Source organism: Armatimonadota bacterium (genome assembly GCA_016869025.1).
GTDB lineage: Bacteria > Sysuimicrobiota > Sysuimicrobiia > Sysuimicrobiales > Humicultoraceae > VGFA01.
Genome location: VGFA01000017.1, coordinates 1 through 12320 on the forward strand (window position 1 = coordinate 1; position 12320 = coordinate 12320).

A 12320-nucleotide genomic window follows, 5' to 3' on the forward strand; every position below is an offset into this window, starting at 1 on the left:
AGATACAGGTGAAGGCCGGCGAGGTCGTCAACCTGAGTCTGGTCAACAAGGATGACGATTCCGTGCACGACATCGTGGTACCGGGCCTGCGCGTCCGGCTCCTGGCGCCGCCCGGTCAGAAGGTTACAGGCGCCATCCGAGCCACCCGTCCGGGCACGTATGAGTTCTTCTGCAGCATCCCCGGCCACCGCGAATCCGGCATGGTCGGGCGGATCATCGTGACGCCGTAGGGCGTACTGGAAACGCACGGGAGGGGTCTGCGCGAAGATGAGCCGCCGCACGATCCTCGTCGTGGACGACGAGCCCGAGATCACGGACGTCGTCCGCAAGTATCTCGATCGTGACGGCTACCACGTCGTGAGCGCCGCCGACGGCCGGGCGGCGCTTGCGGCCTTCAACCGCGAGAAACCCAATCTCGTGATCCTCGACCTGATGCTGCCCGAGGTGGACGGCTGGGAGGTCGCCCGCCAGATCCGCGCGGCCGGGGGCACGCCGATCATCATGCTCACCGCGCGCGGAGAAGAGGTGCACCGGCTGATCGGCCTGGGGCTCGGAGCAGATGACTACATCACGAAGCCCTTCAGCCCGCGGGAGGTCGTCGCCAGGGTGCGGGCCGTGCTGCGACGCGCCGGCGGCGAGCCGTCCTCCGACGTCTTGACAGTGGGCGACCTGGAGATTGACCAGGGGCGCATGGAGGTCCGGCGGGGCGGCACGGTCGTGACGCTTACGCCGACCGAGTTCAAGCTGCTGGCAGCACTCGCGCGCGCGCCCGGCCGGGTCTTCACCCGGCTGCAGCTGATTGACCTGACTCAGGGCCACGCCTTCGAGGGCTACGAGCGCACGATTGACGCCCATGTCAAGAACCTGCGGCACAAGCTCGAGCCGGATCCTCGGCGTCCCAGGTACGTGCTCACCGTGCACGGTGTCGGGTACCGGCTCGCGGAGCCCGATCGTGACTAGTCTCCAGGGGCGGTTGATCCTAGCTTTCGTGACCGTGGCCCTGGTTTCCGTTGCGGCGGCGGGCATAATCACGAGCGCAACGATCCGGGCCGAGTTCGACCACTACTTCCTGGGCGGCCCGATGATGCTGCCCCCGCCTGGCGCCGTTGGGCGACCCCGCATGCCCCACATGACCGACCCCGGAGAGATGCGCCGGATGATGCGGCGCATGATGGGGCCAGAGGAGTTGCACTTCCTCGCGCAGTTGCGCCGGACGACGTGGCTGGCTGCGCTGGCCGGAGGCCTGGCCGCGGTGCTGCTGGGGATACTCATGGCCCGCTACCTGACGACCCCGCTGCGCCGGATGTCGCACGCCGCGGCGCGCATAGGCCAGGGCGACCTGGCTCAAGAGGTGCCCGTGCCGTCCGACGACGATCTGGGCAACCTGGCGCGCGCGTTCAACACCATGGCCGTTGACCTGAGACGGTTGGAGGAGAGCCGGCGCAACCTCGTCGCCGACATCGCGCACGAACTGGGCACGCCTCTGTCGGTACTGCAGGCCAACCTGGAAGGCATGCTGGACGGCGTGGTAGAGTCCGCTCCTGACCGCCTGGCCGCGCTTCACACGCAGGTGCGCCTGCTGGCGCGGCTCGTCGAGGATCTGCGGGACCTATCGCTGGCGCAGGCCGGACGGCTACCGCTTCACCGCGCGCCGACCGACCTAGCCGCGCTGGTGGTTGACGCGGCCGCGGCGGTAGGCCCGCACGCCGCGGACAAGGCCGTCACCGTGCAGAGCCGGATAGCAACCGGGCTTCCGGCGGTCAGCGTGGACCGCGAGCGCATGATGCAGGTTGTTCACAACCTGCTCGACAACGCGATCCGCAACACGCCCGCGGGCGGAGCCGTGACCGTGGGGCTGGAAGCCGACCCGGCCGAGCTCCGGTTCTGGGTGTCCGACACCGGGCCGGGCATTCCTCCACAGGAGGCCGAGCGGATCTTCGACCGGTTCTATCGGCTGGACGCCTCGCGGTCTCGTGCAAGCGGCGGCTCAGGGCTTGGGCTCGCCATCGTGAAGTCGCTCGTCGAGGCGCACGGTGGGCGGGTGTGGGTGGAGAGCCAGGAGGGGGAGGGGAGTAGGTTCACGGTGGCGCTGCCGCTAGGCACTCGCGGGGTCGGTTGAGCCGGGATCACGGCGGCTCGCAGCGTACAAGGAGATCGTGCCGCTCATCGGCACCCTTCCCCCAAGGGATTCCCGCCCTGCCCGAAGAATCGGGAGGGAAGGCAGTCGCCTGCCAGGGGAGGCCGCGATTTCCTGTGCCGGAGCAGGGCGCAAGCGCCGTCAGCGACATACGCAGAGACCTCGCCAAGACATACTCCGAGGCCCTGCGAGAGAGCATCGGTGACTCTCTGGTTTCGGTTGTTCTCTTTGGCTCCGTCGCCAGGGGGGAGGCGACGGAGCACTCCGATATCGACCTGCTGGTCGTTGCCGAAGGCCTGCCCGTCTCCCGTCTTGTGCGCCAGGAGGTGCTGCGCGATGCGGATGCGCGGGTCGATGCTGATCTCCGCCGGCTCATGCGTGCGGGGGACCTTGTGGAGATTCGTCCCATCCTGAAGACACCGGAAGAGGCACAGCAAACGACGGCACTGTACCTGGACATGGTGGAAGACGCGCTCCTCCTGTTCGACCGTGACGGCTTCTTCGCGGGCGTCCTGGCGGGGCTCCGCCAATCTCTGGAGCGACTGGGAGCCCGGCGGATCCGGCGCGGCGCGCTCCGCTATTGGGACCTCAAGCCCGACTATCGGCCAGGCGATGTGTTCCACATATGACGAACCGGGAACTGGCCGAAGCGCACCTGCGTCAGGCTGAGGAGATCCTGATCGAGGCAGAAGGCCTGCTGGGCCGAGGGGCATGGAACCTAGTAGTTCGTCGGGCGCAAGAGGTTGTGGAGATCGCCCTGAAGTCGGCCCTGCGCGTGGTCGGGGTCGAGGTGCCCAGGGTGCACGACGTGGGTGTCATTCTGATTGATTGCGCAGCGCGCTTTCCGGAAGCACTGCGAGGCGAGAGCGACCGGATGGCCTCGATCTCCCGGCGGCTGAGCCGGGAGCGGGAGTTGAGCTTCTATGGGGATGAACGGACGGGCATGGCGCCTCAACGCTTGTATGCGCATGAAGACGCACAGCAGGCCCTGGCGGATGCGCAGACCGTCCTCGGATGGACCCGAAGCTTGCTATCCGCCGAACGGTAGGTCTCCGTCCCGGCCTCGGCCCCTGTACGAGACCTCGTTCACATCGAGGGAGCGAGGAGGGCGGACTGGGGGGGGTATCACAACTGCGCCTCGCGTCTACCCCGCAAGAGCCACGCCGTTGACATCCGTTACCAGCGCCACGACGCTCCCGCCGAAGCCGGCTCCGGTCAGGCGCGCGCCCAGCGCCCCGTGCTCCATTGCCAGCTCCACGAGACGGTCCAGCTCAGGGGTAGACACTTCGTAGTCTTCCACCAGTGACCGGTGGGACCCGACCATCAACCGCCCGAACGTCCGTGCATCTCCCGCCCGAAGCGCCTCGACACCAGCCAGCACACGCGCGTTCTCTGTGACCACATGCCTGGCCCGCCGGTTGAGCGGCTCAGGCAATCGGGCAATCCGCTCCATATCGCCGGGAGTGAGGTCGCGCAGCGCCCGGGCGCCCAGGCGCGCTGCCGCCTCCTCGCACTCGGCGCGCCGCCGGTTGTAGCCGGCCTCGGCGAGCTTGCGGGGGTGGCCGGAGTCCACGATCTTGAACCGATACCCCGCGGGGATGGGTACCCACTCACACTGTAGACTGCGCGTGTCCAGGAACAGGGCCTGACCTGCTCTGCCCAGCGAAGCGACGATCTGGTCCATCACGCCGCAGCGCACGCCGACATACTCCACCTCGGCCCGGTGGGCGATCAGCGCAAGCCGCAGGTCGTCCAGCGGGATCTCGTACAAGGCCCGCAGCGCGCGCAGGACCGCGACCTCGAGAGCGGCCGAGCTGGCCAGCCCGGCTCCGGGCGGCACCCCGCGCTGGATGCGGAACCTTGCGCCTGGCACCTCGATCCCTTCCTGGGCGAGCGCCCACACGCAGCCGGCGATGTAGTCCAGCCAGGTGCCATCACGCGGCCCTCCGAGCTTCCGCGCCATCCGCTCATCGAAGATCTCGGCATGCGCTTCCACCACGCCGTCGGCCCGCGCGGCGAAGACGCGGGTGACCTGCGAAAGCGGCATCGGCAGAACGAACCCCTCGTTGTAGTCGGTGTGCTCGCCCAGCAGGTTGACGCGTCCCGGGGCCTGCGCGCAGACCCCGTACGATCCGGCGGCCCCGGAAGGCTCGCTCACGGCTGGATGCGCCGCAACGCGCGCGCCGCGTCCTCCGGCAGGATGTCCGCTGTAAACGTACCGGCTCCGAGCTCGGTTCCTGCCAGATACTTCAGCCGGTCCGGGCCGCGCATGACGGGATAGAACTCCACATGGAAGTGGAAGTGGGCCTCCTCGCCCTTCGGCGCGGCGTGGAGCACCATCACATAGGGGAAGGGCCGCGCGAATAGCGCGTCGTACCGCGACACGACTCTTCCCAGCGCGTGCGCCAAGGCGCTAACCTCGGTGTTGTCGAGGGTCCACGGCCCTGGTTGAGCGCGCTTCGGGATCGCCCAGGTTTCGTACGGGAAGCGGGCGAACGGCGGGACGATCACCGCCGCGGCATCGTCCTCCTCCACGATGCACCTGTTGCCAGCCCTCGCCAGGAGATTCCGCAATACCGGCTCCCGGCGGAACGCGGCGGCCTCTACCTGAAGCACGGGCGGGACGAAGGGATACGCGTAGATCTGCCCGTGCGGATGATGGAGCGTGACGCCCACGGCCTCACCGCGGTTCTCGAAGGGCATCACAAACCGGACGTCCTCCCGCTCGTACAGGTCGTGATACCGCTGGGCCCACACTCGCACCAGCAGTTCGCGCCGTTCCTGGCCCAACGTGCCGAGACTCCCGATGTGCTCCGGTGTGTAGACGACGACCTCGCACGCCCCCAGGGCAGGCGCGGTTTCCACAGGCTCCGCATGGATCTCCGGCAGCGGGCCCGGCTGGTCCGCGAACGCGGGAAACCGGTTCTCGAAGACCGCGATCTCGAAATCCTCGAATGGGATCTCCGTCGGCGGTCCTCCAGGATGCGTGGGGCAGAGCGGGCAGAACTCCGCGGGCGGCAGGAAGGTACGCTCCTGGCGGCCGGCGGCATAGGCCACCCACTCCTCCCGCAGCGGATGCCAGCGTAGGTGAGAAGGATTCTCACTTGCGCTCGACCCCTCGGACTGCTGCCGGAGCGTGTGGGCGGCAGTACCGTAGAGTATCAGGCGGCGGCCGTCGGCCTTGCGGAAGGCCCGCGTGTGCACGGTCAGTCCAGGTCCAGGTGATCCCGAATGGCCTGCTGCACTCGGTGACGCAACGTAGGATCTCGCAGGTACCCTGTTAGCCCCTTCAACCGCGCCTTGGAAATGGTCCTCATCTGATGGGCCATAATGATGGAATCCTGGGACTGCCCTGCCTCGCCGCCAGGAAGGAGGACTTCAGCCGGGTATAGGCGCCGGTGCGTTGAGGTCAGCGGGAGAACGGTCACATTGGGCATCGCCTGGTTGAAAGCCTCGCTGCTCACGATGAGCACCGGGCGTGTCCCCCGCTGTCCTGATCCGCGCGCAGGATTGAGATCGGCTTCTGCGACTGCCCACTGAAGCGGGCTGATCACGCATTCCCCCCGGAGGTTTCGGCGTCGGCATCTATGAATGCATCCTCAATCTCTCCCAGGTCTCGCATGAACAGGGGGTCTTGCGCGGCCTCTCTCCAGGAAGCCGCCAATAACTGCCGCTGCAGTTCCTTGAGCTCCCTTCTCAGCGCCCTATCCACCAGGGCGTTCTTGCTCGGAGTGGCACCGCGCGCAACCACCTCGGCCAATGCCGCGAGCACGTCCTCATGGAGATTGAAAGTGGCCTTTCTGGACTTCCCTGCCATGGGATCACCCACCAGTGAAAGGTTGCCTTCCTTTATGGTAAATCAGACTTCCATAGGAAGCAACCGTTTCACCCCACCCGGAACCGCTCCACCGCCTCCCGGTTCAACTCGACGCCCAAGCCCGGCGCCTCGGGGACCCGTACGCAGCCGTCGGCTTCCACTCGGATCGGCTCGACCAGTAGCGCCTGGAACGCCTCCGTGGTGAAGTGCGGGGGATCGTAAGGGAACTCCAGGTAGCCGCAGTTCGGCACCGAGGCCGCCAGCTGCAGGTTCGCGGCCATTCCGATGCCGTCGGCCCAGGTGTGCGGGATGAACCGCAGCCCGTGCGCCTCGGCCATTCCGGCGATCTTGCGCAGCTGGAAGAGTCCTTCCGACAGAGTGGCGTCGGGCTGCAGGATGTCGTAGCAGCGTCGCTCTATCAGCCACCGGAACTCGTGCAGGCCGGCGTTGGCCTCACCGCCGGCGATGGGGATGTCCACCTCGGCGGACAGGCGCGCGATGCCGTCGAAGTCAAATCGCGGCAGCGGCTCTTCCAGCCAGACGACGCCCATCTGTCCCAGCTCGCGCGCCACGAAGCGCGCGGTCTCGTACGACCAGCGCGGTCCCATCGTGTGGTAGGGCAGAATCGTTCCCTGATTGGCGTCGGCCATGATCTCGACCTCGCCGCCGCCGGCGGCCACCGCTGCCTCCACAACGCGGAGATCGTCCCGAGGGTCGTCGTGGTGCAGCCGTAGCTTGACCGCGCGGAAGCCGTCGTCGCGGTAGCGGCGGACGTCGTCGGCCCGCCGCGCAGGGGGCCGGACCTCGGCGGTGCTGGCGTACGCCTTGACCCGGTCGGTGTACCCACCCCACAGCCGGTACAGCGGCAACCCTGCGGCCTTGCCGATGATGTCCCAGAGTGCGATATCCACCAGCCACGGCTTGGCGCCGAACATGCCGGCGGTCCGCAAAAGGTGGATGTGGCGCTCGACCGCAAATGGGTCCTTGCCGACAAGGTAGGGCTTCACCATGTGCTCGACGGTCTCGATCATCTCGCGGCGGCCGTGGGCAAAGGCGGTGCCGACGCCGGTGATTCCGGCGTCCGTGTCAATCTCGAGGACGGTGGCCAGCGTGCCTTCCTGGACGCCGCCGGCGCGCCAGGCCGGGTAGACCGGGCCCGGGAACGGAACGAAGACCGGCGCCATGCGGAGATCCGTGATCTTCACAGCGACGCGCCCGTGCCGGATGGCGATGCGCCCGCAACTGGCGGCGTCCCGCTGCCAGATGCCTGAGGTGGCTCCAGCACGATGACCCGGTCGGCGATGGCGTCGCATTCGGGCGAGCAGGTGAACAGGACCACCTGACGGTCCTTCGCCGCCGCAACCAGCAGCGTGAGCATGGCACGACGCCGCTCCGCATCGAGGTGGGCGAACGGCTCGTCCAGGAACACCGGGGGCCGGCGATCCTCGGTGATGACGTCGAGCAGTGCCAGGCGCAGGCAGAGGTAGAGCTGATCGCTCATTCCCTGGCTGAGGTCGCCCGCCTCTTTCCAGTCACCGGCCGAGGGCGCCCACACCTGCGTCCGGAGCGTGCGCTCGTCAATCGCCACCCGGTTGTACGCTCCGCCGGTGGCCGTTGAGAGGTACTGCCCGGCCCGGCGCTCCAGCAGTTCCCGTGCCGGGTACACGCTCTGCGATCGGGCCTCCTCGAGCATCCGCGCGGTCAGGGCGATCACTTCCGCAGACTGCGCGGCCCGCGCGGCCCGCGCCTGCAGGCCGGCGACCTCTTCGGTCAGGCGAGGGCCCTCGCCGCCATGATGGCGCAGCTCTTCCAGGACGCCTTCCAGGCGTGCGCGCCGCACACGCAAATCCTCCAGCACGCCCGCGGCCTCCCGACCCTCCCGTTCGAGTTGCTCCACACCCCCGGCCGGCAGCCGCCTGGCGCCCCTGGGCAGCGTGCCGATGGTGGCGCGCACGCTGGAGAGCTCCTCTGCGATCTCGCGCAGCCGGCCTTCCAGCGCCGCCCTTGGATCGCTACCGCGGATCTGCCGCAGCGATGCCCGAATCTCCTCGCGCTCGCGCAGGAGGTCCATGTAGCTTGAGAATCGGCGCTCGACCTCCTCGATCTCCGTGCTTCCTACGGCGCGAAGACGGTCCGCCACCAATTCCCCGGCCTGGGCCAACTGGCGCTGCAGCATCTCAAGGCGGCGGCGCAGCTCCAGCACCCGCTGCTCTTGCGCCCGGTAGACGGCCCCGGCCTCGGTGGTCCGGCCACGGTAGCGCAGCGCGGCGATCGCTATGCCCGCGCCGGAGGCCAGCAGCACCCCGCCGATCCAGTGCTGCAGGAGCGCCGCGATGAGCGCGCCTCCTGTGATGAGGATCCCGCTGCTGCCGGCCAGCGTCCACCCCATGGCGCTCACCCTCGCCGTGTTGTGGTGGCGCGTGGCCAGGTGCTCCAGCAGACGCTCTTCGCGGACGGCCTGCTCGCGCGCATCGCTGAGACCGGACTCCGCCAGGAGGTACTGACGGCGGGCCTGGAACAGCTCGGCAATCAGCGCTTCCTGCTGCGACGAGAACTCCGCCAGCCCTGCCTCGATCTCAGCCAGGCGGTTCAGCAACCCCTCCGCGCGTTTGAGGTGCTCGCTGGTCGCGGCTTCTTCTTCGATGAGCGCCTGCTCCCGGCGATGAAGATCGGTCACCCACCGCGCAACGCGCGCGAGTTCGGCCCGCTCGGCGGCCTCGCGCTCCACCCCCTCCAGTTTCTGCGCGACCTCGCGTAGCTCCAGACGGTGGAGCTGCGCGCGCTCCTCGCGCTGCCGCAGCGCGGCCTGCCGCTCCAGCAACTCGGAGGCACGATCGGATGCGCCCCCTCCGCCCGGAAGATCCGCAACAAGCCGGGGACGCTGCTCCGCCAGCCACCGCAGCGCGCCCTGGACGCCCTCGGAACCGGCGCCGCTGAGGATGCGCGATAGGTGTGTGCTGAGCAGGCGGCGGTCCTCGCCAACGCGCGCGATGTCGCCCTGCGCAACGAACGCCGTGGCCCGGTAGGCGCCCTCGGTGGCCAGGCCGATCCACTCCAGCAGACGCCGCTGGACTTCGCGCAGGGACTCGACGCGGTCTCCGCCGCCTTCCCGCTGGAGGAGGATCGTACCGGCCTCCAGGTCCTTTCTCAGCAGGTAACAACCGCCTCCGACCCGCATCCCGACCGTGATCTCGCCCAGGCGCGACTCGCCCCAGGAACGCAGCCGCGCGACGGCCTCACCGCGTGCCGGGTTGCCGAACAGCCCCTCGAAGATCGCTTCCATGAGTGTGGTCTTGCCGGCTTCGTTGGGGCCTCGCACGACGGTCAGCCCGGGTCCGAAGTCCGCCTGCCAGTCGGTGAACCGCTTGAACCGGCGCAGCCGGATCCGTGTGATCGTCATGAGGGACGCCGTCCTTCGAGTAGCCAGAGCCCCAGGCGCAGCGCGGCGCCCACACGGCGCTTCACCTCCGGGTCCGAGGCCCGTGCCATCTCAGCCCGCGCTACCCCAACGAACCTGCCGGCCACCGAAAGATCTGGATATGTGGCCGCTTCCAGGTCTGCGGGAGACGGCAGCGAATCGTCCACGATCTCCAGCGAGAGGAAGCCGCCGGCCAGGCGGTTGCGCAGATCGTCCACATCAATGAACTGGTTGATGCGGGAGGTCCCACGCAGATGGATGATGGCGGCATGGTTGGGATCGGCCAGCGCCTGGATCGCTTCGACCAGTTCCTCGGTCGAGTTGAACGCCGCCGGCTCGAAGACGTACCGCACGAACCGCCGCTTCGTCACCGGGACGGGCTGCACCACCGGGACGGGCTGCACCGCGGTCCCCTCTTCGAACCGCACGAGCAGGGGCGAGCCCTCGCCCTCCTCTGGCACCACCATCTCCGGGGCTCCCGGACACCAGGCCGTGACAGCTTCGGTCGAGAGGTCGCGCCGGACCGGCGATCCTCCCAGGGCCAGGTAGCCGGCTCCCGATGCCGCGATCTGGCGGCGCAGGGCTCGTAGGCCCTCTTCGGACTCGGGGATCTCCATGTGCAGCGCGCCCACCAGATAGCGCTGGCGCCTGTGGACGCTGATGGCCGCAAGTGCCTCGGCGTGCACCGGCGCCGCGCCCCAGGACACGCCCACGACGGTCAGGTCGAGGTCGCGCATCTCCACGGCCCTAGGCGTCTCCGGGAAGACAATGACGCGATCGAGATCGGAGAACGCACCTTGGGCGTAGACCTTCTCGTAGCAGGCGTCAAGCGGCCCGGCCGCTATGAGCACCGGTATGCCGCGCTTTGAGAAGCGCTCGATCTGCGAACACGCGAACTCCGCCAGATCCCGCGGGGGAAACGGCGTCCCAAATAGGTTCCCGGTGATCAGCACCAGAGCGGGGGCAAGATCCAGGCCTTGATCCACGGCCCGCACGAAGGTATCGCGCACCTGAAGGCGGTGGGCGGAACCCGCATCCCCCAGGAACGGGAATGCGCCCCCCAGGCGAACGTCGGCCAGGTGGTAGATCGCCGGCCCGCCTCCGGGCTGGATCTCTGCCGGTTCGGTGATGGCCATGGTCTCTAGAGTCATTCTTCCCGACATTGCCCTGCCTCAGGCGCCCTGCTTCAGCCGCCCTGCTTCAGGCCGCCTGCCTACCGCGGCCGGATACTAGCCAGTGATGCCGAAGATCCGCCGCGCGTTTCCGGCCAGGATCAGGGCCCGCTCGTCATCGCCCAGGCCTAGCTGCTCCAGGATCGCAACCTGTTCGTTCACGAGTTCCTGCCGGTAGCCACTGAAGTAGGTCGAGTCGGTGCCGAACAAGATGCGCGACGGCCCGAAGGTACGCAGCGCATCCCTGAAGACCTGCTCGAGAGACGGCTCGCCGGGGACGTAGGTGCGCCAGTTGTTGGTGCCGGAGGTGTCCACGCAGATGTTCTCCGTGTGATAGGCAAGCAGGAGCATCTCGCGCAGGAAGCCGGCACCGAAGTGGGCCACGATGAAGGTGACCTCGGGGAACTCCCGCCCCGGGCCCGACAGCGCCAGCGGATTGGCGAAGGTCAGGTCGTAGAACATCCCAACCGTGATGCCAAAGTGGATGATTATCGGCAGGTTGCACTCGGCGGCCGCCTCGTATACCGGATAGACCAGGCGGTCGTTGAGCGCTACCCGGTAGGCCGGTGCGTAGAGTTTGAGCGCGCGGATCCCCATCGAGGGGAACTGCCGTACGGTCCTCGCCGCGTCCGGGTGCGTGGGGTCCATGAGCGAGCCGCAGCCGTAGAGCCGATCGGGCCGCAGCCTGACGAACTCGGCCAGGTCGTCGTGGGCCTCGCCCATGGCGATGAAGACCCCAGAGGAGACTCCCGCCTTGTCGAAACCGTCCAGCCACATCTGCGCCTGCTGTTCCAGCGTGACCCCTTCGAGATGAGCAATCCGCTCCTGGAAGGTCTGCCCGCGGGATCGGGCACGCTCCCGTGCGACCGCGCGGTTCGACGATGCCCGGTCACGCTGGCGCCTGTACATCGCGGCCGTGGTGAGGTGCAGGTGGGCGTCAATGATCTCCGTGGGTTTCCGTTGCATGCCTACTGGTGCAGGATCTTGGACAGGAAAATCCTGGTGCGCTCCTCCTTTGGGTTTGTGAAGAAGTGCTCGGGCGTGCCGTCCTCGACGATTGCGCCTTCGTCCATGAAGACCAGTCGGTCGGCGACCTCGCGGGCGAACCCCATCTCGTGGGTGACCACGATCATCGTCATCCCGCCACGCGCCAGGTCGCGCATGACGTCCAGCACCTCCTGAATCATCTCCGGGTCGAGCGCCGAGGTGGGCTCGTCGAAGAGCATGATCTTGGGCTGCATCGCCAGCGCCCGCGCGATGGCCACCCGCTGCTGCTGGCCGCCCGAGAGGTGTGAAGGGTGGGAATCGGCCTTCTCCGGAATGCCGACGCGGACCAGCAGATCGTGGGCGATCTTCTCGGCCCGCTCGCGCGGCCACCTTCTCGCCTGGATGGGCGCCAGCGTGATGTTCTGCAGCGCCGTCAGGTGCGGGAACAGATTGAACGACTGAAAGACCATGCCTACCTCACTGCGCACGGCGTCCACGTTGCGCAGGTCATCCGTCAGCTCGGTCCCGTCCACCACGATGCGTCCCTGGCTGTGAGCCTCGAGGCGGTTGATGCAGCGGATCATGGTGGACTTCCCGGATCCCGACGGTCCGGCAACCACGACTACCTCGCCGGCGCCCACGGCCAGGTTGATGCCGCGCAGGACGTGCAGCTTCCCGAACCACTTGTGGACGTCCTCCAGGATGATGATCGGCTGCCCATTCGCCACAACCAGCATCTTTCGGCATGTTCGCCGGGCTTCCTGTCCGGAGGACTCCAGGCGCGATCTA

Annotated in this window: 14 protein-coding genes; 5 read left to right on the forward strand and 9 right to left on the reverse strand. The window is 67.9% G+C overall.

Annotation, left to right across the window (positions count from 1 at the left end; all coding sequences use genetic code 11):
- The 5 genes from FJX73_09240 to FJX73_09260 form a co-directional block, all read left to right on the forward strand.
- The coding region (locus FJX73_09240; GenBank protein ID MBM3470960.1) for a nitrite reductase, copper-containing at window positions 1–230 on the forward strand (230 nt) is incomplete at its 5' end.
- Window positions 231–267: 37 nt separating this feature from the next.
- Window positions 268–960, forward strand: a complete 693-nt coding sequence (locus FJX73_09245; GenBank protein MBM3470961.1) for a response regulator transcription factor — start codon at window positions 268–270, stop codon at window positions 958–960.
- Window positions 854–2119, forward strand: a complete 1266-nt coding sequence (locus tag FJX73_09250; GenBank protein MBM3470962.1) for a HAMP domain-containing protein — start codon at window positions 854–856, stop codon at window positions 2117–2119. Before FJX73_09245 ends, FJX73_09250 begins: the two co-directional genes overlap by 107 nt.
- Window positions 2116–2766 (forward strand): nucleotidyltransferase domain-containing protein, encoded by a 651-nt coding sequence (locus tag FJX73_09255; protein MBM3470963.1) that lies wholly within the window; start codon window positions 2116–2118, stop codon window positions 2764–2766. Before FJX73_09250 ends, FJX73_09255 begins: the two co-directional genes overlap by 4 nt.
- The gene (locus FJX73_09260; protein ID MBM3470964.1) at window positions 2763–3185 is read left to right on the forward strand and encodes a HEPN domain-containing protein; all 423 of its coding nucleotides are present in this window, start codon (window positions 2763–2765) and stop codon (window positions 3183–3185) included. Before FJX73_09255 ends, FJX73_09260 begins: the two co-directional genes overlap by 4 nt.
- Before the next feature lie 96 nt (window positions 3186–3281).
- Here FJX73_09260 and galK read toward each other — a convergent pair whose 3' ends face one another.
- From galK to FJX73_09305, 9 genes are all read right to left on the reverse strand, one after another.
- Window positions 3282–4295: a galactokinase gene (gene galK / locus FJX73_09265; protein MBM3470965.1), complete on the reverse strand. Its 1014-nt coding sequence runs from the start codon at window positions 4293–4295 to the stop codon at window positions 3282–3284.
- Window positions 4292–5341: a galactose-1-phosphate uridylyltransferase gene (galT, locus tag FJX73_09270; GenBank protein ID MBM3470966.1), complete on the reverse strand. Its 1050-nt coding sequence runs from the start codon at window positions 5339–5341 to the stop codon at window positions 4292–4294. Before galT ends, galK begins: the two co-directional genes overlap by 4 nt.
- 2 nt (window positions 5342–5343) lie before the next feature.
- Window positions 5344–5730 carry a type II toxin-antitoxin system PemK/MazF family toxin gene (locus FJX73_09275; protein ID MBM3470967.1) on the reverse strand — a complete coding sequence of 129 codons (387 nt, stop codon included), beginning with the start codon at window positions 5728–5730 and terminating at the stop codon, window positions 5344–5346.
- Window positions 5688–5966 carry a hypothetical protein gene (locus tag FJX73_09280; protein ID MBM3470968.1) on the reverse strand — a complete coding sequence of 93 codons (279 nt, stop codon included), beginning with the start codon at window positions 5964–5966 and terminating at the stop codon, window positions 5688–5690. The genes FJX73_09275 and FJX73_09280 overlap by 43 nt, the downstream gene beginning before the upstream one ends.
- A gap of 56 nt (window positions 5967–6022) precedes the next feature.
- The gene (locus FJX73_09285; GenBank protein ID MBM3470969.1) at window positions 6023–7267 is read right to left on the reverse strand and encodes a mandelate racemase/muconate lactonizing enzyme family protein; all 1245 of its coding nucleotides are present in this window, start codon (window positions 7265–7267) and stop codon (window positions 6023–6025) included.
- Window positions 7156–9354 (reverse strand): hypothetical protein, encoded by a 2199-nt coding sequence (locus FJX73_09290; GenBank protein ID MBM3470970.1) that lies wholly within the window; start codon window positions 9352–9354, stop codon window positions 7156–7158. The genes FJX73_09285 and FJX73_09290 overlap by 112 nt, the downstream gene beginning before the upstream one ends.
- On the reverse strand, window positions 9351–10508 hold the full coding sequence (locus tag FJX73_09295) for a hypothetical protein (GenBank protein MBM3470971.1): 1158 nt from the start codon (window positions 10506–10508) through the stop codon (window positions 9351–9353). The genes FJX73_09290 and FJX73_09295 overlap by 4 nt, the downstream gene beginning before the upstream one ends.
- A gap of 93 nt (window positions 10509–10601) precedes the next feature.
- Window positions 10602–11510 (reverse strand): amidohydrolase, encoded by a 909-nt coding sequence (locus FJX73_09300; GenBank protein ID MBM3470972.1) that lies wholly within the window; start codon window positions 11508–11510, stop codon window positions 10602–10604.
- Window positions 11511–11512: 2 nt separating this feature from the next.
- Entirely contained in the window at window positions 11513–12268 is a 756-nt protein-coding gene (locus FJX73_09305; protein ID MBM3470973.1) for an amino acid ABC transporter ATP-binding protein, read from the reverse strand.
- Window positions 12269–12320: the final 52 nt, after the last annotated feature.